At 72.1% G+C, this 21,551-nt stretch carries 22 protein-coding genes and 1 pseudogene; 6 read left to right on the top strand and 17 right to left on the bottom strand.

Annotated features, from left to right (window positions below; all coding sequences use genetic code 11):
- Positions 1 to 43: 43 nt before the first annotated feature.
- From ACIRQ9_RS22105 to ACIRQ9_RS22095, 3 genes are read right to left on the bottom strand one after another with little or no spacing between them, the layout of a single operon-like run.
- Complete coding sequence (locus ACIRQ9_RS22105) at positions 44 to 778, bottom strand: cupin domain-containing protein (RefSeq protein WP_404175897.1); 735 nt, start codon at positions 776 to 778, stop codon at positions 44 to 46.
- Complete coding sequence (locus ACIRQ9_RS22100) at positions 775 to 1,704, bottom strand: PmoA family protein (protein ID WP_404175894.1); 930 nt, start codon at positions 1,702 to 1,704, stop codon at positions 775 to 777. The genes ACIRQ9_RS22105 and ACIRQ9_RS22100 overlap by 4 nt, the downstream gene beginning before the upstream one ends.
- Entirely contained in the window at positions 1,701 to 2,870 is a 1,170-nt protein-coding gene (locus tag ACIRQ9_RS22095) for a Gfo/Idh/MocA family protein (protein WP_404175891.1), read from the bottom strand. The genes ACIRQ9_RS22100 and ACIRQ9_RS22095 overlap by 4 nt, the downstream gene beginning before the upstream one ends.
- Positions 2,871 to 3,146: 276 nt before the next feature.
- On the opposite strand from ACIRQ9_RS22095, the gene ACIRQ9_RS22090 reads away from it, so the two are divergent.
- On the top strand, positions 3,147 to 4,022 hold the full coding sequence (locus ACIRQ9_RS22090; RefSeq protein WP_404175888.1) for an undecaprenyl-diphosphate phosphatase: 876 nt from the start codon (positions 3,147 to 3,149) through the stop codon (positions 4,020 to 4,022).
- A gap of 382 nt (positions 4,023 to 4,404) precedes the next feature.
- Here ACIRQ9_RS22090 and ACIRQ9_RS22085 read toward each other — a convergent pair whose 3' ends face one another.
- Positions 4,405 to 4,770 carry a DUF4440 domain-containing protein gene (locus tag ACIRQ9_RS22085; RefSeq protein WP_404175885.1) on the bottom strand — a complete coding sequence of 122 codons (366 nt, stop codon included), beginning with the start codon at positions 4,768 to 4,770 and terminating at the stop codon, positions 4,405 to 4,407.
- Between the two features lie 414 nt (positions 4,771 to 5,184).
- Here ACIRQ9_RS22085 and ACIRQ9_RS22080 point away from each other — a divergent pair, with 414 nt between their 5' ends.
- Positions 5,185 to 5,364 carry a hypothetical protein gene (locus ACIRQ9_RS22080; protein ID WP_404175881.1) on the top strand — a complete coding sequence of 60 codons (180 nt, stop codon included), beginning with the start codon at positions 5,185 to 5,187 and terminating at the stop codon, positions 5,362 to 5,364.
- A 13-nt stretch (positions 5,365 to 5,377) separates the two neighbouring features.
- On the opposite strand, the gene ACIRQ9_RS22075 is transcribed toward ACIRQ9_RS22080, so the two are convergent.
- Complete coding sequence (locus tag ACIRQ9_RS22075; protein WP_404175878.1) at positions 5,378 to 6,118, bottom strand: SDR family oxidoreductase; 741 nt, start codon at positions 6,116 to 6,118, stop codon at positions 5,378 to 5,380.
- Positions 6,119 to 6,150: 32 nt separating this feature from the next.
- Positions 6,151 to 6,702 (bottom strand): hypothetical protein, encoded by a 552-nt coding sequence (locus ACIRQ9_RS22070; protein ID WP_404176393.1) that lies wholly within the window; start codon positions 6,700 to 6,702, stop codon positions 6,151 to 6,153.
- A 281-nt stretch (positions 6,703 to 6,983) separates the two neighbouring features.
- On the opposite strand from ACIRQ9_RS22070, the gene ACIRQ9_RS22065 reads away from it, so the two are divergent.
- Positions 6,984 to 7,469: a nuclear transport factor 2 family protein gene (locus ACIRQ9_RS22065; RefSeq protein ID WP_404175875.1), complete on the top strand. Its 486-nt coding sequence runs from the start codon at positions 6,984 to 6,986 to the stop codon at positions 7,467 to 7,469.
- Positions 7,470 to 7,545: 76 nt separating this feature from the next.
- On the top strand, positions 7,546 to 9,144 hold the full coding sequence (gene lnt / locus ACIRQ9_RS22060) for an apolipoprotein N-acyltransferase (RefSeq protein ID WP_404175872.1): 1,599 nt from the start codon (positions 7,546 to 7,548) through the stop codon (positions 9,142 to 9,144).
- On the opposite strand, the gene ACIRQ9_RS22055 is transcribed toward lnt, so the two are convergent.
- Positions 9,062 to 9,973: a Gfo/Idh/MocA family protein gene (locus ACIRQ9_RS22055; protein ID WP_404175869.1), complete on the bottom strand. Its 912-nt coding sequence runs from the start codon at positions 9,971 to 9,973 to the stop codon at positions 9,062 to 9,064. The two genes, lnt and ACIRQ9_RS22055, sit on opposite strands and share 83 nt — an antisense overlap.
- A gap of 95 nt (positions 9,974 to 10,068) precedes the next feature.
- Here ACIRQ9_RS22055 and ACIRQ9_RS22050 point away from each other — a divergent pair, with 95 nt between their 5' ends.
- Together ACIRQ9_RS22050 and ACIRQ9_RS22045 are read left to right on the top strand one after the other, a co-directional pair.
- Positions 10,069 to 10,581, top strand: a complete 513-nt coding sequence (locus tag ACIRQ9_RS22050; protein ID WP_404175866.1) for a DinB family protein — start codon at positions 10,069 to 10,071, stop codon at positions 10,579 to 10,581.
- A gap of 112 nt (positions 10,582 to 10,693) precedes the next feature.
- Positions 10,694 to 11,173, top strand: coding sequence for a hypothetical protein (locus tag ACIRQ9_RS22045; RefSeq protein WP_404175863.1), 480 nt, complete (start codon positions 10,694 to 10,696; stop codon positions 11,171 to 11,173).
- A 64-nt stretch (positions 11,174 to 11,237) separates the two neighbouring features.
- Here the strand turns inward: ACIRQ9_RS22045 and ACIRQ9_RS22040 are convergent, their stop codons facing one another.
- From ACIRQ9_RS22040 to ACIRQ9_RS21995, 10 genes and pseudogenes are all read right to left on the bottom strand, one after another.
- Positions 11,238 to 11,738 (bottom strand): hypothetical protein, encoded by a 501-nt coding sequence (locus ACIRQ9_RS22040; protein WP_404175860.1) that lies wholly within the window; start codon positions 11,736 to 11,738, stop codon positions 11,238 to 11,240.
- 222 nt (positions 11,739 to 11,960) lie between these two features.
- Complete coding sequence (gene ung / locus ACIRQ9_RS22035) at positions 11,961 to 12,647, bottom strand: uracil-DNA glycosylase (RefSeq protein ID WP_404176390.1); 687 nt, start codon at positions 12,645 to 12,647, stop codon at positions 11,961 to 11,963.
- Between the two features lie 92 nt (positions 12,648 to 12,739).
- Positions 12,740 to 14,317, bottom strand: a complete 1,578-nt coding sequence (locus tag ACIRQ9_RS22030; RefSeq protein WP_404175857.1) for an ABC transporter substrate-binding protein — start codon at positions 14,315 to 14,317, stop codon at positions 12,740 to 12,742.
- A 232-nt stretch (positions 14,318 to 14,549) separates the two neighbouring features.
- On the bottom strand, positions 14,550 to 15,311 hold the full coding sequence (locus tag ACIRQ9_RS22025) for an SDR family oxidoreductase (RefSeq protein ID WP_404175854.1): 762 nt from the start codon (positions 15,309 to 15,311) through the stop codon (positions 14,550 to 14,552).
- A gap of 31 nt (positions 15,312 to 15,342) precedes the next feature.
- Positions 15,343 to 16,104, bottom strand: a complete 762-nt coding sequence (gene fabG / locus ACIRQ9_RS22020; RefSeq protein WP_404175851.1) for a 3-oxoacyl-ACP reductase FabG — start codon at positions 16,102 to 16,104, stop codon at positions 15,343 to 15,345.
- A 152-nt stretch (positions 16,105 to 16,256) separates the two neighbouring features.
- Positions 16,257 to 16,706: a DUF3037 domain-containing protein gene (locus ACIRQ9_RS22015; protein WP_404175849.1), complete on the bottom strand. Its 450-nt coding sequence runs from the start codon at positions 16,704 to 16,706 to the stop codon at positions 16,257 to 16,259.
- Complete coding sequence (locus ACIRQ9_RS22010; RefSeq protein WP_404175846.1) at positions 16,703 to 17,479, bottom strand: HipA family kinase; 777 nt, start codon at positions 17,477 to 17,479, stop codon at positions 16,703 to 16,705. Before ACIRQ9_RS22010 ends, ACIRQ9_RS22015 begins: the two co-directional genes overlap by 4 nt.
- Before the next feature lie 4 nt (positions 17,480 to 17,483).
- Positions 17,484 to 17,802: pseudogene (locus ACIRQ9_RS22005) on the bottom strand (hypothetical protein); the annotation flags it as partial.
- Positions 17,803 to 17,954: 152 nt separating this feature from the next.
- A complete protein-coding gene (gene mdlC, locus ACIRQ9_RS22000; protein WP_404175843.1) occupies positions 17,955 to 19,535 on the bottom strand; it encodes a benzoylformate decarboxylase in 1,581 nt (526 codons plus the stop codon).
- 170 nt (positions 19,536 to 19,705) lie between these two features.
- The gene (locus ACIRQ9_RS21995; RefSeq protein ID WP_404175840.1) at positions 19,706 to 21,391 is read right to left on the bottom strand and encodes an alpha-keto acid decarboxylase family protein; all 1,686 of its coding nucleotides are present in this window, start codon (positions 21,389 to 21,391) and stop codon (positions 19,706 to 19,708) included.
- Between the last annotated feature and the right edge of the window lie 160 nt (positions 21,392 to 21,551).

Below are 21,551 nucleotides of genomic sequence, written 5' to 3'. Positions count from 1 at the left end.
GTGGCCGGTCTTCGGACCGGCCACGCCCCGCGACCCCGCTCCCCTACAGTCCCTCCGGCCCCTGCCGGTACGTGTCCAGCCGCCCGCACATGCCGAACCGGCCCCGCTCCACCGGCTGTTCGGCCCGCACGACGGCGTCGGCGAGGTGGCCGGCGTCACCCCGTCCCAGGCGGTCCAGCTGCTCCCCGGTGGCCTCGGCCGCCGCCCGGGCGCCGCGCTCCCAGCGGGCCCGCCAGTCGGCCAGCCGGGGCCGCACGAGGGCGGCCGCGGCCCGGTGGAAGGCGGCCAGCGGCTCCGGGCCGGTGGCCTCGCACAGCGCCCGGTAGCCCTCCAGGGCCAGGTCGCGGCGGGCGCGGACGGTCCGCTCCTGTTCCGCCTCGGACGCGTCCACCGGAACCGTGGTCACCGCGGCGTAGGCCTCCGGGTCGGCGAGGTGGCGCGGCGGCAGCGTCAGCACCGCGTCCCCGGCCTCAGGGAGGCCGCCGTTCTGCATCAGCACGGTGATGCGCAGGTCGTCCTCGTTGACGAGGCGGTGCACGGTGCCCGGCGTGAACCAGGCGACCGTGCCGGCCGTCAGCGGCGTGACCCGGTATCCGGAGGCGGTGAGGGTCTGCACCGCGCCCCGGCCGCCCGTGACCACGTACCCCTCCGAGCAGACCAGGTGCAGATGCGGGGTTCCCCCGCGCATCCCGTCCGCGGCGGGCCAGTCGTACACGCACAGGTGCGAGACCGCGACCCCGCCCGGCAGCCCCGCGAACCCGGACTCCCCGCCGCTCACCACGGATGCCCGGCGAGGTACGCGGCGATGTCCGCGCGTTCCCAGGCGCCGTCCGCGACGACGACCCGGTAGCGGCGCCGCAGGGTGTCGCCCGGGGCCAGTTCGAGTTCGTCGTGGAAGGCCCAGGAGGGAGCGATGCCGGCGAACGGGTCGTTGCGCACGAACCAGTGCGCCGGATGGGCGCCGTCCGCCCCCGACTGGTCGTTCTCCGGGGCGTGTTCGAAGACGACGGTGGCATGGCCGTCGGCGCCGTCGTGCTCCCCGGACAGCGCGAGCCAGGACGACTGGGAACCCATGAGTTCGGGTCCCTCACCGTCGGGGCCGATGATCCTGCCGTCCCGGAAGGCCCGCGGGCCCCGCCAGAACAGGCCGGTGTAGCCCGCCCGTTCGCGTCCCTCGGTGGTCGGGCTGCCGAACCGGAGCGGCTGGTCGCGGACGTTGGTGACGGCGCTGGACCAGGTCAGCGTCCAGACCCCGGATTCGAGGTCGACGTCCGGCACCTCGATCCGCCGCCGCTCCCGCGCCCACAGGCTCCCGTCGTACGGATGCCAGGTCAGCCGCTCCGCGACGGTCAGCCGGCCGTCCGCCGCGGACAGTTCGTCGAAGCCGGCGTGCCGCATCGATCCGACACGCTCCGGCAGTACGACATAACCCTCGCCGTGGACATAGGAGTTGCCGCCCCACAGGTTCGCGCCGGACAGGTGCGAGGCGGTCAGGGACAGCCCCTTGTGCCAGCGGTGGTCGTTGGGCCGGTAGTCGGTGACGACGTTCCCGGACAGGGTGCGGACCGGATGCAGATACGGCTTGGGCGCCTCCCAGGCCGCCTCCGGCCGGTAGACGTAGGCGAAGAGCCGTACCCCGGTGACCGGCTCGGTCACGGTGACCCGGTCGCCGTGGGTGTGCGTGACGCGCAGTCCGCCGCTCACGCGGGCACCTCCTCGCGCTCGCCGGGCGCCCAGCCCGGGGCGCCGCCGTGCAGGGCCGTGTAGAAGGGATCGCCGGGGCCGATCTCGCCCGCACGCACGGTGGTGTCGGTGAACGCCGACCTGTACAGCGCGGTGATCAGTTCCAGGCTGGCGCGTCCGTCGGCGCCGCTGCCGCGCGGCCGCTCCCCCGCCCGCATCGAGGCGACCAGCTCGCGCAGCTGGGCCAGGTGCGAACTGGGCACGTCCGGGCCGAAGTCCTGCCAGGCCGCCGCCTCGCCTGCGGGCACGCCCGGGGCCGGGGTGATGCGCCAGTCCGCGTTGGAGTGGCCGTAGAGGTGGGTCAGTTCGACGGTGGCGCGCTCGCAGTCGATACGGATGCGGCTGACCTCGTCGGGGCTGAGCACGCTGTTGACGACGGTCGCCAGGGCGCCGTTGCCGAACCGGACCAGGGCGGTGGACACGTCCTCGGTCTCCACGTCGTGCACCAGCCGGGCGGCCATGCCCCGCACCTCGCTCCACGGCCCGAGCAGGTCGAGGAGGAGGTCCATCTGATGGATGCCGTGACCCATCGCCGGACCGCCGCCCTCGGTCGCCCAGCGGCCCCGCCAGGGCACGGCGTAGTAAGCGGTGTCCCGGTACCAGGTGGTCTGGCAGTGGGCGACCAGCGGCCGACCCAGCGCGCCCCGCGCCAGCAGCCGGCGCACATGGGCGGCGGCGGAGCCGAACCGGTGCTGGAAGACGATCGAGGCGTACGGCCCGCCGTCCGTGCCCTCCGCCGCCTCGACCGCGTCGAAGTCCGCGAGCGAGGGGACCGGCGGCTTCTCGCACCACACCCAGGCGCCGGCCCGCAGCGCGGCCACCGTCTGGTCCCGGTGCAGGGTCGGCGGGGTGCAGACGGTGACCAGGTCGGGCCGCTGCTCGGCGAGCATCCGGTCCAGGTCCGTGTAGGCGTGCGGGATACCGGCCTCGGCCCGGAACGCCTCGACGGCCCTGGCATCGATGTCAACGGCGGCGACGACCTCGGTCTCGCCCTCCACGGCCAGCCGGGCGAGCGCGGGCAGATGCGAGCCGCGCCCGATCGCGCCGGCGCCGACGACGGCGGCCCGGATCCGGCGGCCGGCGAACGGCGAGGAGACGGCCAGGGGGGCAAGGGGCGTGCGGGGCATGGACGTGATCAGCACTCCTCGGGTGGGACCGACGACGGGCGCGAACCGCCGCCCTGCGTGCGCCGCACCCGCACCCCGATGTGCGGAGCAAGCGCTTTCTCCTGGGGAAACGTAAGCGCCGGTGGCCAGGCCGGTCAACACCCCCGCGCCGCCGCCCACCGGCCGAGCCCCTGTGTCCGCGCCGTCGTCGCCGCCCGCTACGCTGCCGTTGCACACGCATGATCACGCGCGCCCGCGCGTCCGCCAGCCCTCTCACCCCTGGGACGCCGTACCTTCATGTCTTGGTTTGAATCGCTGATCCTCGGACTCGTCCAGGGGCTGACCGAGTTCCTGCCCGTCTCCTCCAGTGCGCATCTACGGCTGACCGCGGCCTTCTCCGGCTGGAAGGATCCGGGCGCGGCCTTCACGGCGATCACCCAGATCGGCACGGAGGCGGCGGTGCTGATCTACTTCCGCAAGGACATCGGGCGGATCGTTTCCGCCTGGTTCCGGTCGCTGTTCGACAAGGCGGTGCGGGGCGACCACGACGCCAAGATGGGCTGGCTGGTGATCGTCGGCTCGATCCCGATCGGCCTGCTGGGCGTGACGCTCAAGGACCAGATCGAGGGGCCGTTCCGCGATCTGCGGATCACGGCGACCATGCTCATCGTGGTGGGCATAGTCATCGGCGTCGCCGACCGGATGGCCGCCCGCGACGAGAAGGGCGGCCGGCACCGGGCGCCGAAGCAGCGCAAGACGCTGGAGAACCTGAGCGTGAAGGACGGCCTGATCTACGGCTTCTGCCAGGCCTGCGCCCTGATCCCCGGCGTCTCCCGCTCCGGCGCCACCATCAGCGGCGGCCTGTTCATGGGCTACCGGCGCGAGGCGGCGGCCCGCTACTCCTTCCTGCTCGCCATCCCGGCGGTGCTGGCCTCCGGCGCGTTCGAGGTCAAGGACTCGGTGAGCGAGGGCCACGTGGCCTGGGGCCCGACCCTCTTCGCCACGGCGATCGCGTTCGCGTCGGGATACGCCGTCATCGCGTGGTTCATGAAGTGGATCTCCAACAAGAGCTTCATGCCGTTCGTCTGGTACCGCATCGCCCTCGGCATCGTGATCATCGCCCTGGTCTCGGCGGACGTGCTGAGCCCGCACGCGGCGGAGTCGGCGGGCTAGGGCGAGTCTCTTTGACGGATTCGTCAGTTGATCGGATGTGTCCGTCCGATCAGTGATCAGCGATGCGAGGTGGGACCGAATCCAGCCGTGGCTAAGACCGTGCCCGCCATGACCAGTTGAGGACCCCTTTTTACTGAACTTGATTGAGTGATGCCGGGGTCGTTCGCCGGGCAGGGGACCACCGGACGGCTCCGGTAGCTCGGAGGCGTGAGATGCGCGCAGGGTGATGGGCTGGCCGGGGCCCGTTCGGAGCCCGCACGCGGCGGAGTCGGCGGGCCGGGAGCCTTCGAGGCCGGCGGGCGGGCGCGGCTCGCCGAGGTGGTGCGGGCGGCGTGCCGAGCGCGGGCGCGCGGCCGGTTCGGGGGACCGGGGTGCCGCGGGTTCAGGGGACCAGGGTGCCCTGGTGGAAGTACATCCGCCAGCCGGTCTCCGTCAGCCGCCACACGGAGCTGCGGCGGGCCCGGCGTCCCTGGTTGTCCGCGAAGTACGTCAGGTGGACGATGCCCGGTGCGAGCACGGTCCCGGACATCTCGGAGACCTCGACCGGCGACTGGGCGGACACCGATCCGTCGCCGGTCACCGAGAGGACCGACGCCGCGTCCCAGCGGCGGCCGGACGCCCCGATCTCGGTGAACTCCGGGTCGATGAGCTCCAGGACGAGTTCCGGGCGGGCGCGCACCTCGGGATCCAGCAGCCGCAGCTCGCCCTCGATGGCCGCCCGTACCGCCTGTACATCCTGGTCCGTCATGCCGGGATGCTATGTCCCCGGCCCACGCCCGGACCAGCGGGATTCCGCGGCGGAGCGGCCGGAACCGGCGCGGTCGTCCGCGCGTCACCCGGCGGCGGGCGGGTTCCCGGGGCTTCCCCTCGCCGGGCCGGGAGCGCGCGACGCGGACTCCGCCGCCGGCTCCCGCCCGCGCCGACGGCCTGTCTCGGCCAATCCGGAGCGCCGCCCGTCCGCAGGAGCGCCGGGAGCGCCGGACCGGCTCCGGGGCGAGGAAGTCCTGGGCAGGGGCCTGCCGTCCGGTCCGTGGCGGGACCACTCACCCGGCACATGCCAGGGCGAAGCGCCCCGACCGCGGCGCCTGTCGTGACCAACCCCATACGGTCTGCGTAGCCGCCCGGTGGCGCACGGTCAGGTCATGGCCCTACGCTGTTCGGTATGTCCCCCGATTCCCGAACCCCTGGTTCCGCACGGTCTGCTGCCGAGGTCAACGAGCTCATCCGGGCGCTGTGGCTGCGTGCGGGCGGAATCCTGTCGGCGCAGGAACGGGCGGAGTACGAGCTGTTGGTGGTCGAGTGGGCCGAGGCGATCCGCGCGCGGATCATCGAGGCGGCCTGAGCGCGGACCGGGCTCAGCGCCCGCCGGAGACCCGCAGCACCGCGCCCGTCGTGTAGGAGGCGTCCGGCGAGAGCAGCCAGGCGATGGCGGCGGCGATCTCCGCCGGCCGGGCCGGACGGCCCAACGGCACGGCGGCGCCGATGCGTTGGGCACGGCCCGGCTCACCCATCGCCGCGTGCATGTCGGTGTCGACGGCCCCGGGCGCGACCGCGTTGACCCGCACCCCGTCCGGGCCGAGTTCCTTGGCGAGGCCCACCGTCAGGGCGTCGACGGCCGCCTTCGTCGCCGCGTAGTGCACGTACTCGCCGGGACTGCCGAGCGTGGCCGCGGCCGAGGACACGTTCACGATCGCACCGTCGCCCCGCGCGGCCATCAGCCGGGCCGCCCGCCGTGAACACAGCAGCGCGCCCAGCAGGTTGACCTCCACGACCCGGCGCAGATCGGCGGTCTCCGTGTCCGCGAGCCGCCCCAGCGGCCCGGTCACGGCGGCGTTGTTGACCAGCCCGGTGACGGCGCCCAGTTCGCGTTCGGCGATGTCGAACAGCCGCTCCACGTCGGCCTCCACGGCGGTGTCCACCGGTACGACGGCACACCGCGCCCCGGCCTGGCGCACCCCTTGCGCGACCGACTCGGCGGCGGCCGCGTCCCGGACGTAGCCGATCACGACGTCGTGACCGTCGGCCGCGAGCCGCAGACAGGTCGCGGCGCCGATGCCGCGGCTGCCGCCGGTGACGACGGTGACGGGACGAGCCATGCGAACCTCCGGGGACGGACCGGGCGATGATCTTAAGGTCGGCGGGTCCAGAGGGACAGATCGCCGCTGGTCGCCACGGCGATGGTCCGCCCGGACGGTGAGAAGCCCGCGGCCCGCAGCTCGCGGTGGCGGGCGTGGAAGAGGTGCCACCAGCGGTCGCCGTGCGGACCGGCGTGCGGCAGCCCGCCGTCGCGGGACAGCAGGACCCGTTCGTAGGGCCAGGCCGGAACGACGACCTCCAGCAGCCATCCGTCCCCGGTGACGGTGTGCAGGCCGCCGCCGAAGAGCCCGGCGATCCGCACCCGGCTCCCGGCGGCCGGGCCGAGGCCGGGGCAGGACAGCTCGGGATCCGACTCCGGCGTGCTGTCCTCGGGGCCGGGGTCGCGCTCCCGTGCGATCTTCTCACCGGTCACCGCGTCGAAGAGACCGTGACCGTCGTGCGAGACGACCATCACCAGGTCGTGCCCGGTGGCGGGGTGCACGGTGAAGCCGATCCCGAGGAGGCCGCCGACCGGGACGGAGGTGACGTCCCGCCAGGGCGGCGGCGCGGGGACCTCGGGAGCCGCGAGGAGCCGGTCCCGCATCGCCCGCTGGTAGGAGGTGAGCCCCGGCTCGGGCTCCGGCTGCCCGCCAGGAGAGCCGCTGTCCCTCGTCCACTTCGTCACGCGGACATGATCCGGACTTCGGCGGCCGTGTCCAAGGGTTTTGTCACCGGCCGCCGCCGGCCGAACCCGCGTTCCCGTCCGGACCGCCGGTCGCGCACCTGACCGACATCCGGTCAGCTCCTGTTCGAACATCGCCGAATATCACGCGCAGATCGCCCGCACCCCTTGGCTCCGCCCGTCCCGTGCCCAACACTGAGCCGATGACGCAGCGTGTGGAGCTCGCGACCGTGATGGACCGGCTGGCCGTGGACGGACTGGTCACCGACTACGCGGTGGCCGTCGACGACGGGGACTGGACGGCGTACCGCGGGCTGTTCACCACGGACGGGCGCGCCGACTACCGGTCGGCCGGCGGGATAGAGGGGGACGCCGGAGAGGTGGCGGGGTGGCTCGCGGAGAGCCTGGCGCTGTTCTCGATGCGGCAGCATCTGATCGTCAACCGCCGGGTGCGGTTCGAGGTCCTGGAGCACGACACGGGCGACACGGCCCGGCTCCAGGCCGACTACATCAACCCCATGCGCTTCGCCGGCGGCGACACCGCCGCGACCGCCCCGGACTTCGTGTGCGGCGGCCGTTACGCCTTCGCGTTCCTGCGCACCCCGGACGGCTGGCGGCTGCGCCGGGTGGTCGTCGAGGAGAAGTGGCGCAGAATGGCCGAACTGCCCGCGGCGGTCGCGCCGGACTGACCCCGCTCCCACGCCCCCTGTCGGAGATCGCCGCCGGTCCCGCACACTGGAAGGACCCGCGGGCAGGAGGCGACGCATGAGGACCGTCGAGCGCTGGCTCACCTCGCCGTGGCGGCGTTCCTGCGTGGCGGCGCTCGCGGGCGCGCTGCCCGTCCTGGCCTTCCCCGCACCGTCCCTGTGGTGGTTCGCCTATGTCGCGCTGGTCCCCTGGCTGCTGCTGGCCCGCTCCGCGCCGACCGGGCGGCGGGCGGCGTACGACGGCTGGTGCGGCGGGTTCGGGTTCATGGTCGCCGTGCACCACTGGCTGCTGCCGAGCCTGCACGTCTTCATCTTCCTGATCGCCGGGCTGCTGAGCGTCCTGTGGGCGCCCTGGGGTCTGCTGACGCGCCGGCTGCTGGGCGGCACGCCCACCCCGGGGCGGGCCGCGACCGCGGTGCTGGTGCTGCCGTCGGCGTGGCTGATGGTGGAACTGGTGCGGTCCTGGCAGGGCCTGGGCGGGCCGTGGGGCGTGCTCGGCGCGACCCAGTGGCAGGTGACGCTCGCGCTGCGGCTGGCCTCCGTCGGCGGGGTGTGGCTGCTGAGCTTCCTGGTGGTGGCCGTCAACGTGGCGGTGACCGTGCTCGTCCGCGTGCGTGAGGCGCGGGTGCCGGCGGTGGCCTCGCTGGTGGCCACCGCCGCCGCGACCTCCGCCGTCTGGGTCTGGTCTCCGCGCCCGGACGTCGAGGGGCGGGTGCGCGTCGCGGTCGTACAGCCCGGCATCGTGGAGGGCGATGCCGGTACGGACGGCACCGCCGGAGCCGACCGGCGCTTCGCGATCGAGGAGCGGCTGACCCGGCAACTGGCCGGGCAGCGCCCCGACCTGATCGTCTGGGGCGAGAGCAGTGTCGGGTACGACCTCGGTGACCGGCCCGACCTCGCGCGGCGGATCGCCGCCCTCTCCCGCGAGACCGGAGCGGACATCCTGGTCAACGTGGACGCCCGGCGCTCCGACCGGCCCGGCATCTACAAGAGTTCCCTCCTGGTCGGCGCGGACGGCCCCACCGGGGACCGGTACGACAAGATGCGGCTGGTCCCGTTCGGCGAGTACATACCGGCCCGTTCGCTGCTCGGCTGGGCCACGTCGGTCGGCAAGGCGGCCGGCGAGGACCGGCGCCGCGGCACCGAGCAGGTGGTGATGAACGTCGGCCACGGGCTGCGGATCGGGCCCATGGTCTGCTTCGAGACCGCGTTCCCCGACATGAGCCGGCATCTCGCGCGGGACGGCGCCGATGTGCTGATAGGCCAGACGTCCACCTCGTCCTTCCAGCACAGCTGGGCCCCCGAACAGCACGCCTCGCTGGCCGCGCTGCGGGCCGCCGAGACCGGCCGCACCATGGTCCACGCCACGCTGACCGGTGTCTCCGCGGTGTACGGCCCGGACGGGAGGCGGCTCGGCCCGTGGCTGGGCACGGACACCGTCGCGGCGCGGGTCTACGAGGTGCCGGTCGCCCACGGGACCACGCCGTTCGTGCGGTTCGGCGACTGGACGGTGGACGGCGCGCTGCTGGTGCTGGCCGGGTTCTGCCTGGGCGAGGGAGTGCGGCTGCGGGCGGTCAGGCTGCGCCGGGGTGCCGCCGGACCTCTCGTACCACCCGCTCGCACAGCTCGTGAGTCGCCAGTGCGTCCCGGGCGCTGAGCACCTTCCCGGCGCGGACGGCGTCGAGGAACGTGAGCACGGCCTGCTCGATGCCGCGCTGGCGGGCCACCGGCACCCAGTCTCCGCGCCGCCTGAGCGTCGGCTGCCCCTTGTGGTCGATCACCTCGGCGAGGTTGAGGACCTGGCGCTTGGTGTCCTGTCCGGAGACCTCCAGGATCTCCTCCGCGGAGCCGCTGAGCCGGTTCATCACGCCGAGCGCGGTGAAGCCGTCTCCGGACAGCTGAAGGACCACGTGGTGCAGCAGGCCCTCGGCGACCCGGGCGCGCACGGTGATGTCGTCGACCGGGCCGGGCACCAGGAAGCGGAGGGTGTCGACGACGTGGATGAAGTCGTCGAGGATCATCGCGCGCGGCTCCTCGGGCAGCCCGACGCGGTTCTTCTGCATCAGGATCAGCTCGCGCGGATGGTCGGCGCACTGGACGTAACCGGGCGCGTGGCGGCGGTTGAAGCCGACGGCCAGCGACACGTCGCGCGCCTCGGCGAGCTCCACGAGCCGCTCGGAGTCGGCGAAGCGGTACGCGAGGGGCTTGTCGACGTACGTCGGTACGCCCGCCTCCAGGAGCCGGGTGACGATCTCGGGGTGGACGGCGGTGGGCGCGTGGACGAAGGCGGCGTCGAGGTCCTGGCCGAGGAGGTCGTCGAGGGTGGCGTGGCGGTTCCCCGCGGGCAGCCGGAGGCTGTCGGCGACCTCGGTGAGGGTGGCCGGGGTGCGGGTCTGGAGATGGAGATCCAGGCCCGGCTGGGCGCCCAGCACCGGCAGGTACGCCTTCCGCGCGATGTCGCCGAGTCCGATGCAGCCGACCTTCACCGATGCGCTCCCCGTGGTTGCCCCTGTGCCTGTCCGGAAGCATACGGGCCGATAATCCGTGGTGGGACGGGGCCGGGTGGGCGAGGATGCCGGGCATGACGACGGAACGCCGTGAGCCCGCTTTCGACGCCGACGAGCGCACCTCGCTGGACGACTGGCTGGCGTTCCACCGGCGGACACTCGCGATGAAGTGCGAGGGGCTGACCGACGCCCAGCTCCGGACCGCGTCCGTGGAGCCGTCGCCCCTGTCCCTGATGGGGCTGGTGCGGCACATGACCGACGTGGAGCGGTTCTGGTACCGCACCGTCCTCGTCGACGAGGCGGTGCCGCCGCTCTACTGGACCGACGAGGACCCGGACGCCGATTTCCGTCTCGACGAGGGCACCGGCTGGCCGGAGGCGTACGCGAACTGGCAGGCCGAGATCGGGACGGCCCGCCGCAACGCGGCCCGCTTCGGCCTGGACGACCTCTCCCAGGGCTGCCACCGGCGCAGCGGGCAGCGGGTGAACCTGCGCTGGATCCACACCCACATGATCGAGGAGTACGCCCGGCACAACGGGCACGCCGACCTGATCCGGGAGCGCCTCGACGGCGTGACGGGCGACTGACGTCAGCCTCGCACCCGCCCGTCCCCCGTACGGGCCACGAGATCACCCGGGCGGGTCACCGAACTCCCGTGGACGGTGTCAACCTTCGTGCGGAACCAGCAGAGTTGCGCGGGTGCATCGAACGACCACCACCGCAGCGCTCCTGGTCACCGTGACCGTCGCGGCCCTCTCCGGCTGCGTGACGGTCCAGCGTCCGGCGGCGCCCGGCCCGCCGCCCGGTTCCGCGCCCCTGCAGCCGTCGGTGCCCCGCCCGGACGGCTCCGCGGAGCCCCGGGCGGTGCAGGCGCCTGCCAAGGAGGCACTGGAGATGGTCGGCCCGTCCCGCCCGTCCCACCGGGCGGCCCCCGCCTCCCCCCGGACCGCGGCGCCGCCGCCTCCGCAGCCGGACCGCCCGCACTCCGCCGCTTCGCGCGCGGCCGCCCCGCAGCCGCACCCGCATCCGCGGCGGAACCACGGGCCGCGGGCCGAGCCCCCGGGTCTCTCCGGCCCCGTCCCGAAGGCCCCGGACGTGTGCTCCCTCGGCAGGCAGTACGGCGGCTGGCCCCAGGACAGCCCCCAGGCGCGGATCTGCGACCAGACCTACGGCCACTGACGGCCCCAGGGCGTGTCGCGAAAGTCCCGCCTGCCGTGCGACGGCGTGCGACGGCGTGCGCGCTCTAGTTCGGACGCTGGCGGGGCGGGCCCCAGGAGTCGCCGTCCGGCCTGTCGTCCTCCCCGAGCCGCAGCTCCAGACGGCTGATCGCGGCCCGCACCCCGTCGCCGTACCCGTCGTCACCGAGGGCGGTGGCGGCGCCGCGGGCCCGGCGCAGGTGGGTGCGGGCGGCTTCGGCGCGGCCGAGCTTGACGTAGTCGGCGGCGAGGCTCAGGTGCAGGGAGGGGTAGAAACCGCGCAGGCCCACCGCTTCCTCCGCCTCGTCCGCCGCCGACAACGCCCTCAGGTCCCAGGCGAGTTCGTCGGACGGGTCGTCCTGGGTGTCGGCCAGGTAGTGGGCCAGGGTGCAGCGGTGCAGCGGGTCGCCGTGTTCGCCCAGTTCGGCCCACAGGTCGAGCAGGCGCCCCCGGGCCTCCTCGCGGTCCCCTGCGTGGTGCAGCATCACGACCTGCCCGATCCGTGTGAGCACGGCATCGGGTGCCGTGCGCTCCTGTCGCTCCGCCACCGCGTTCCTCCGAGCTCTCCGGATGTCTGCCATGACGCTAACCGCCTCCGCGCCCGCACCCGGCCATCCGACCCGCCCCCGCCCCGACGTGTCCCCACCCATGGACCCGCCCGTCCGCCCGCCGGACACCCGCTCGCGCCCCCGCACCGAGCCGCTCCCCCAGCGGCCCTCCCCCGTGACCGGCCCCCGCGGCGACTTCCCCCGACGGCCCGCCGCCCGGCCTCAGCCCAGGTTCGGGATGCGCCAGTCGATCGGCGCGTGGCCCTGCGCCGCGACCGCCTCGTCGATCTGCGTGAAGGGGCGCGAGCCGAAGAACTTCTTCGCCGACAGCGGCGAGGGGTGGGCGCCCTGGACCACGACGTGCCGGGACTCGTCGATCAGCCGGAGCTTCTTCTGCGCGTACCCGCCCCACAGGACGAAGACCGCAGGGTCGGGCCGCTCGGCCACCGCGCGGATCACCGCGTCGGTGAACTTCTCCCAGCCCTTGTTCTTGTGCGAGTTGGCCTCACCGGCGCGGACCGTGAGCACCGCGTTGAGCAGCAGGACGCCCTGCCGGGCCCACGGCATCAGATAGCCGTTGTCCGGCGTCTCCTCCCAGCCCAGCTCGCCCTTCATCTCCTTGTAGATGTTCCGCAGGGACGGCGGGATCCGCACTCCGGGACGGACGGAGAAGCACAGGCCGTGGCCCTGACCCTCGCCGTGGTACGGGTCCTGGCCGAGGACCAGCACCTTGACCTGGTCGTAGGGCGTGGCGTCCAGCGCGGCGAAGACCTCCTCGCGGGGCGGGTAGACAGGGCCGTTCGCCCGCTCCTCCTCGACGAACTCGGTCAGCTCCTTGAAGTAGGGCTGCTGCAGTTCGTCGCCCAGAACCCCGCGCCAGGACTCGGGCAGCATGGCGATGTCGGTCACGTCAACGTCCTCACGGTCTACGGTCACTTGCGGTTCCTGCTGATGCCCAAGAACCTACAGGCGGCCACTGACAATCACTCCCGCGGACCGCTTCACCAGCTGGTCTTGCGGTGCAGCTCCCACATCATCATGATCGTCGACGGGTCGAGGGCCTGCTCGCCGCCGGAGATGTCGTCGCTGGCGGCGACGTACTGCCGGCCCTGCCACAGCGGGATCAGCCGGGCGTCGTCGACGAGGATCTGCTGGGCCTCCTCGAACTCCTTGACGACCTCGCCGCGGTCGCTCTCGGAGCGGGACTCGGGCAGCAGCCTGTCCGTGATGACGGGTGACGGGTACGGCGTGCCGAGGGCGTTCTCCTGGCCGACGAACGGGGCGATGAAGTTGTCGGCGTCCGGGAAGTCCGGGAACCAGCCCCGCCCGAACACCGGGTACTCGCCCTTCTGGTAGCCGACGACGAAGGTCTTCCAGGGGCGGCTTCTGAGAGTGATGGAGAACAGTCCGGAGGCGTCCAGCTGCCGCTTCAGCTCCTGGAACATGCGGCCGGTCTCGGAGCCGTACCGGTCGGTGGTGTACCAGAAGGTGAGCGGCACCTTCGCGGTGACGTGGGCGTCGGTGAGGATCTTGCGCGCCTTGGCGGTGCTCGGGTCGCCGTAGTCGTCGAAGAAGCCGGTGCTGTGGCCGGTGAGACCGGCCGGGACCATGGAGTACAGCGGGTCGACGGTGTCCTTGTAGACGGTGTGGGCGATCGCGGACCGGTCGACGAGCTGGGCGACGGCCTTGCGCACCGCGGGCACCTTGGCCCACCGGTCCCTGGGGTTGAACACCAGGTAGCTGATGTCGGTGCCGGTGCCGTCGACCAGTTGCAGGTCGGTGTGGGTGCGCGCCTCCAGGCTGACGATGTCGGTGGCGGCGAGACCGCGGTAGGTGACGTCGATGTCCCCGGACCGCAGGGCCTTGACCATGGTGGCCGAGTCCCGGAAGTAGCGGATGGTCACCGCGTCGTTCTGCCGGTCGGCGAAGCCCTGGTAGCGGTCGTTGCGGACGAGTTCGGCCCGCTCGCCGTCCCGGTAGGACTTGAGCGTGTACGGCCCCGAGCCGTGCACCGAGTCGTCCTCGCGCAGCGAGTGGGCCGGGTAGTCGTCGGGGTCGACGATGGACATGGCCGGGGTGGCGAGCACGAACGGGAAGGTGGCGTCGGGCTTGCCGAGGTGGAAGACCACCTCGCGGTCGCCGGCCGTCTCGACCTTGTCGAGGCTGCCGAGCAGCCCGGCGGGGCCGCTGGGCGCGTTGATGGCGCGGATCCGGTCGATGGAGTACTTGACGGCCGCCGCGTCGAGCGCGTCGCCGTCGGCGAACTTCAGGCCGGAGCGCAGTTCGCAGCGGTAGGTGCGGTTGCCGGAGTCGGTGAAGGCGCACTTCTCGGCGGCGTCGGGCTGCGGGGTGGTCGCGCCGTCGGGGTAGGCCAGGAGGGTCTGGTAGATGTTCCGGAACAGCTCCCAGGAGCCGTCCCAGGAACCGGCGGGGTCCAGGGTGCTGGGGGCGCTGGTGGTGCCGACGACGATCGGACCGCCCTTTCCCGAACCGCTGGCGGAGAAGACGCCGCAGCCGGCGAGGAGCGACAGGGAAGCGGCAGCGGCCACTCTGCGAAGGCCTCGGTTGCGGTTGAACACGCGCTCGCTCCTCGATCCGCCGTACCAGGGGTCGGCGGCAGACCATACCGCAGCGTTGTCCTCCTTGAACCGCCCCGGATACACGGGCGTTGATCGAATGTGGTATGACGACGTTGTCATCCGGCTGTGCGGATCCGGTACGCCGGACCGGGCGCCGTTTCCGTCGTCTCTGCGACGAAATGTCTGTGACGAAAACGACGCCCGGAGGGCAGCGGGCCGATCTGGCGTACCGTCAGGCGACGCCCGCGTTCAGGAAGATGCCGCCGTCGACGACGAGGGTCTGGCCGGTGACCCAGTCGGACTGCTCCGACGTGAGGAAGGCGGCGGCGCCGCCGATGTCGGAGGGCACACCGAGCCGCTGGAGCGGGTAGCCCGCGGCGGCCTCGGCCTCGCGGCCCTCGTAGAGAGCCTCCGCGAACTTGGTCTTGACGACCGCTGGGGCGATGGCGTTGACCCGGACGCCCGGCGCGTACTCGTGCGCCAACTGCTGGGTCAGGTTGATCATCGCGGCCTTGCTGATGCCGTACACGCCGATGAACGGCGAGGCCGAGAGACCGGCGACGGAGGCGATGTTGACGATGGCGCCGCCGTTCTCCCTCTGCCAGGCGTGCCAGGTCTTCTGGGCGAAGCCGAGGGCCGAGACCACGTTGGTCTCGAAGACCTTGCGGGCCACGTCCAGGTCGACGTCCGCGATCGGCCCGAACACCGGATTGGTACCAGCATTGTTGACCAGGTAGTCGACGCGGCCGAAGGCCGCCATGGTGCGCTCGACGACCTCGCTCTGGTGGGCCAGGTCGTGGGCCTTGCCTGCGACGCCGATGACACGCTCGGAACCCAGGCGCTGCACGGCCTCCTTGAGCGCGTCCTCGTTGCGTCCGGTGATGGCGACGCGGTCGCCGCGGGCGACCAGCGCCTCGGCGACGCCGTAACCGATGCCACGGCTGGCGCCGGTGATGACGGCGACCTTGCCGGACAGCTCGGGCAGTTCAGTCATGTCCGTGATCCTCGATAGTCCCTGGTACCCGCTAGTCCAGCGGTCCGCCGGCCACGTAGAGCACCTGGCCGGAGACAAAGCCGGCGGCCTCGTCGGTGAAGAAGGCGATGGCGTTGGCGATGTCCTCGGGCTCGCCCACGCGCTGCACGGGGATCTGGGTGGCCGCGGCGGCCTTGAACTCCTCGAAGCCCATCTTCACGCGCTCGGCGGTCGCCTTGGTCATCTCGGTGGCGATGAAGCCGGGGGCCACCGCGTTGGCGGTGATACCGAACTTGCCGAGCTCGATGGCGAGGGTCTTGGTGAAGCCCTGCAGACCGGCCTTGGCGGCGGAGTAGTTGGCCTGGCCGCGGTTGCCGAGCGCGGAGGAGGAGGACAGGTTGACGACCCGGCCCCAACCGGCCTCGACCATGTGCTGCTGGACGGCCTTGGTCATCAGGAAGGAGCCGCGCAGGTGCACGTTCAGGACCGTGTCCCAGTCGGACGCGGACATCTTGAACAGCAGGTTGTCGCGGAGCACACCGGCGTTGTTGACCAGGATGGTCGGGGCGCCCAGCTCCTCGACGACCCGCGCGATCGCGGCGGCGACCTGGGCCTCGTCGGAAACGTCGGCGCCGACCGCGATCGCCCTGCCGCCGGCCGCGGTGATCTTCTCGACGGTGTCCTTGCAGGCCGCCTCGTCGAGGTCGATCACGGCGACCGCGCGGCCCTCGGCGGCCAGTCGTACGGCGGTGGCGGCGCCGATCCCGCGTGCGGCACCCGTGACGACCGCGACCCGCTGCTCTGTGGTGGACATTCCTGTGTCTCCTCGCCCTTGAGAGAACCTGATCGAGTGAGCCCGCTCGCGGAGCCCGCCCTGCGGTGAGCGACCGCTTAGTACCTTCAGCAGACGTGACGCTAGAAGCCCTGGCACGCGGTGTCAACGTCACACCGCGCGGGTGTGATCCATTACCTCACCAGGAGGTCGAGCAACCGCTCCGTCTCGGCCGCCGCGTCGCGGGTGAGTCCGGTGTGCACGGGACCGGGCCGCACGATCGTCGAGCGAGGCGCGACCAGCCAGCGGAACCGCCGCCCGGGATCGTCGCCGGCCGCGGCTCCGGCCGCCTCCCCGCCGGCGCAGACGGCCTCGACCGCGCCCAGCGCGGCCCGCACCCCGGCGACGTCCGCGGCCGGGTCAAGGGCGAGCAGCCGGGCCTCGTCCAGATGGGTGCGGGCGCCCACGTAGGCCTTGGCCCGGCAGTAGACGAGCACGCCCGCGTTGATGCACTCGCCGCGCTCCACCCGCGGTACGACGCGGAGCAGGGCGTACTCGAAGACGTCGCGGTCGCCGCCCTGGCCGGAGCGGGTGATGTGGCGCTCGACCACATGGCCGGCCACGTTGATGTGGGTCTGGCTCACTTCGCTCCCTGGGTGCCGGGCTCGATGCCGGTGATGCGGTCGTGGATGCCGGCGGCCCGCGCGAGCAGCGGCCGAGCGTAGGTCCGCCGCAGGTCGTCGGGAGTGTCGAAGCCCGGCTCGCCGGTCAGCCAGACGTCCGGGATCTCGGCGGTGACCTCGGCGAGCAGGTCCTCGGTGACCCGGGGTGCCAACTCGGCGGCGGCCGCCCGGACATCGGGAGCGAAGCGGCCGAGCGCGTGGTCGGCCGCGTCGTAGGGGCGGGCGGCGGAGGCCTCGGCGGCGGGCCAGTTGTGCTGCCAGATCATGGTGGCGCCGTGGTCGATGAGCCACAGGTCGCCGCGGTGCACCAGCAGGTTGGGGTTGCGCCAGGAGCGGTCGACGTTGTTGATCAGCGCGTCGAACCAGACGATCCGCCCGGCCTCCTCGGCGCTCACCGTGAAGGCGAGCGGGTCGAAGCCGAGGGCACCGGAGAGGAAGTCCATGCCGAGGTTGGTGCCGCCGCTGCCCCGCAGCAGGTCCTGCACCTGCTGTTCGGGTTCGCCGAGCCCCAGCACGGCGTCCACCTCGACGGTGACCAGACGGGGCACCCGGAAGCCCAGCCGGCGGGCGAGTTCGCCGCAGAGGACCTCGGCCACCAGCGTCTTGCGGCCCTGTCCCGCGCCGGTGAACTTGGTGACGTACGTCCCGAGGTCGTCGGCCTCGACGAGCCCCGGCAGCGAGCCGCCCTCACGCAGCGGCGTGATGTAGCGGGTCGCGATGACCTCTGTGAGCACTTTCTTAGGCCACCCTACTCTTCAACCTTGCGCTCCACGGCAGGTCCTGAGGGTGCCGTGGAGCGGAGATGGTCTGCCGCCGGCCCTGGGGAGAATCTGGGGAGCGTCGAATGCCATGCGGATCCCCCTGCCTCCCCAACAGCCCGTCGATTGCCGTCCGCCCCTTGCTTCCGGCCTCCGGCATGAAGTGAGCATAGTAACCGAGGGTGATGGCCGGCGAAGAGTGTCCGAGCCACGGTCACGACAGACTCTCCCGCCTCCAGCATGACGGAGGCGTACGTGTGCCCCAGCACAGGGAAGCCGTCCTTCGGCGCTGCCTCCCAGTGCACTCCCGCAAGCTGGACGCGGTGACCTCGAAGTCGTCGAACCAGCAGGCTGTGGTGGACTTCCAGACGTGTCCGCTGTCTCCGATCGCGAACAGATGCCCCCCGCCGTCGCTGGCGAAGACCGGCGCGATCGGTCCCTCCCCTTCTGGTCAGCGCTGGAGGATCTCCACCATGCGCGGGCCCTTCGCGTCGGCCCCTTGCCGGATGTAGTCGGTGAGGTCTTCCAGGGACTCGGCGCGGTGGGTCTCCAGGCCGTAACCGCGGGCGATGTCCAGCACGTTGATCCCGGCGATGTCGAGGTACTCGCCCTTGGGGACGTGGAGGAGTTCGGAGAACTCCTCCAGAGCCCGGTACTTGGTGTTGGTGCAGACGACGTACGTGACGGTCACCTGGTGCCGGGCCGCGGTCCACAGTGCCGCGGGGGTGTACTGCATGGCGCCGTCGCCGATCAGCGCGACCACGGGGCGGTCGGGGCGGCCTAGCCGCAGTCCGATGGCGGCGGGCAGCCCCCACCCCAGACCTCCGGCGGCGCAGTAGAACAGCGACTTGGCGCGGGTGATGGTGAGGCGGTCGCGCAGTTGGTCGGCGGAGGTCCATTCCAGGGCGATGACGGTGTCGTCGGTCTTGCCGCGGTTGATCGCGTCGAGGATGGCCTCCGCGGTGAAGTGCGGGCCGCTGGTGTCGGCTTCGGGCACCGTGCGCGTCGGCGGCCAAGCACGGTCGCTCCCGGCCACCGCCGCTGCCACCCGTACGAGCGCGTCCGAGGGGTCGCCGATGGCGATACGGCCGAACGGCGCACGGGCCGCCTCGTCGGGATCGTCGGTGACCGCGTACACCTGCACGCCGGGCCGCAGAAAGTCGCCGTCGCTCGGTGCGTGGTAGCGGAAGACGGGTGCGCCGAAGCACATCACCGTGTCGTACTGCCCCAGGATGTCCGCGACCGCGCCCGCAGCTGAGGGCAGTTGCCCCTGGTAGCAGCGGTGCCGGGTGGGGAACGGCGAGCGGGGCGGGCTGGGCGCGACCCAGACGGGCAGCCGGGCCCGCTCGGCCAGCCCGACCGCGGCGGCGAAGCCTTCCTCCGTGTCGGCGCCCGGCCCCAGTACGAGGGCCGGGGCCGATGCGCTGTCCAGTGCCTCGACCAGTGTGTCCAGTGCCGTGGATGATACGACGGGGTTGCCCATGACCTCGCGCTCCGCGAGCAGTTCCAGAGCGCCGTCCTCGGCCGGCTGCGTCCAGTCGTCCAGGGGGACGGACAGGTAGACGACTCCACGGGGGGCCGAGTTCGCGAGCATCAGCCCTTTGGACACCAGTGCCGGACCGTCCTGTGGACGCAGCGGCTCGCCGGCCCACTTCACCAGGGGATCGGTGAGTTTGACCGGGTCGGCGTTGGTGAGCATCGCCCCGACCGGCACGTACCGGCGCGCCTGCTGGCCGGCCATGATGACCATCGGTGTGTGGCAGTCAGCGGTGTTGGTCATGCATCCCATCGAGTTTCCGGTTCCCGAGGCGGCGTGCAGGTTCAGGAAGCCGATGGTGCCGGAGGCCTGGGCGTAGCCGTCGGCGATCGCGATCGCGGCGCCCTCCTGGAGGACGAGGTAGTACGGAATGTCGTCGGGGAGACCGGTCAGGAACGACAGCTCGTTGGAGCCGGGATTCCCGAACACGGCCGTCACTCCGTGACGGCGAAGCACCCGGTAGAAGGCATCACTGACAGTGACCACAGTAGTCATTCCTCACGCAGAGCGGCCATTTCGCCGTCGATTTGTCCTCATGACTCGTATGACCAAGGGGTGGTTGTGACAACCTCACCTGGAGGGAGGGTGTGTTCCGCGGTCGGAGGAGCGGAAGTCACGCCGCGCTGTTCACCCGGCAGCCGGACTCCGCTCTGTCGAGGCGCGGATCAGATCTGACTTCCCGGCCGACTCTGCGGGCCGCGCGGACCGTAGTCGAGATCGGCCGACTTGTGTCCGCCGGTCACCAGGTTCGGGGGCGCGTCGTACTTGTCGACGCGGATCTGGATGAACTTCATGCCGTCGTGCTCCGCACGCAGGGCCTCGCGGAGTTCGCCGAGCGTGCCCACGAGGAAGGCACCGGTGTCGCGGTCGGGGCCCAGGACGGCGGGCAGCCTGCTGTAGGCCCAGGGCGCGACGTCGTTGTAGTCGGCGTTCCTGCCGAGGATGGTTCGCTCGATGGTGTAGCCCTGGTTGTCGACGAGAAAGATCACCGGCTTCAGATCGTGGCGGAGCATGGTGGCGATCTCCTGCGCGGTCAGCTGGAAGGACCCGTCACCGACGAAGAGCAGGTGCCGCCGTTCGGGTGCCGCGACGAGCGTGCCCAGGAGCGCGCCCACGGTGTAGCCGATCGACCCCCAGACCGACTGGGTGACGAAGGTGCTGCGGTCGGGAAGGGTGAGGCCGCCAAGACCTGCGACCGACGTGCCGTCCTCGGCGATGATCACGTCACCCTCGCGCAGGAAGCCCTGGACCGCGGGCCAGAGAACGGCCTGGGTGAGGGGCTCGGAGGAACTGCCGTCCGGTGGGGGCGGCGGTGCGAAGCGCTCGGGCGGCGGGGCCGCCGGGCCTGAGGGGACGCGGTCGGCCACGCCGCTCAACAACTCCGGCAGCGAGACGCCTTGGTAGTTCACCTCGCCCACGTCTGCCGAGTAGGCGCGCAGGTGGATCGTGGTGCCGGGCAGCCTGCCGGCGAAGAATCCGGTCGTGGAGTCGACGCCCCGGTAGCCGATCGCCAGCACGCAGTCGCTTTCCTCGACCGCCCGACGGGCTTCCGGCGCGCCCGGGTACGTTCCTGTCAGGTAGGCGTGCGAGCCGTCCACGACGCCGCGCGCCGTGTTCATCAGCGCGATGGGCACGCCGATCTTTTCGCTCAGTTCGGTGACGGCCCCGGAGACGTCGTAGCGGTCGGCGTCGCTGTCGACGAGCAGCGCGGGTTTGCGTGCGTCGGCCAGCCGTGCGGTGATGGCCCGTACCGCCGCTTCGAGTCGCTCCGGGTCACTCGCCGGGCTCGTCAGGTCCAGAGGGCTCGTGGGCGCGGTGATCGTGAGATAGGCGATGTCGGAGGGCAGTTCGATGTACACCGGCCGCTTGAGCTGCCAGGCCGTGCGGATCAGCCGGTCGATCTCCATGACCGCGTTCTGCGGGGTGATCCTCGCGGTCCCCGCGGTCACCTGGTCGTAGGCGCGCCGGAACTCGTCTCGGCCGCCGTCCGCGAAGGTGTGGTGCAGCAGGAGGCCGCGGTCTTCGGCCACGAGGGGCAGCGAGCCGGCCACGCAGACGACCGGTACGTGTTCGGCGTGCGCTCCGGCAATGCCGTTGACGGCGCTGAGCGCGCCTACGCCGTGGGTGACGACCACCACGCCGAGTCCCTTCAGACGAGCGTACCCATCGGCGGCGTAGGCACCGTTGAGCTCGTTGCAGGTGCCCATCCAGCGAACGTCCTGCGAGTCCTCGATCTGCTGCATGAACTCGAGATTGAAGTCTCCGGGCACACCGAAGAAGTCGGTCACGCCTGCCTCGCGCAGGCGCCGGATCAGGAAGTCGCCGATCGTCTCGGCCGTGCTGTCAGGCACCAAGGATCAGTTCTCCTAGAAGGCATCCGGGCAACCCTTGGGAGTACTCAAACCCACCGCCCGCATCGAAGTGGCGCGGGCGGAACGTCGCAAGGGCTGGTGAAGACCCACTCAAGATCAGCCGGGACCTCGCTGCCAGGCAAGGTCGGCCGACCGGGTG

The sequence above is a fragment of the Streptomyces sp. NPDC101237 genome (assembly GCF_044767465.1).
Classification (GTDB): Bacteria; Actinomycetota; Actinomycetes; order Streptomycetales; family Streptomycetaceae; genus Streptomyces; species Streptomyces gramineus.
The sequence above is the reverse complement of the archived record's forward strand: the minus strand, read 5'-3'. Positions and strand labels throughout refer to the sequence as shown.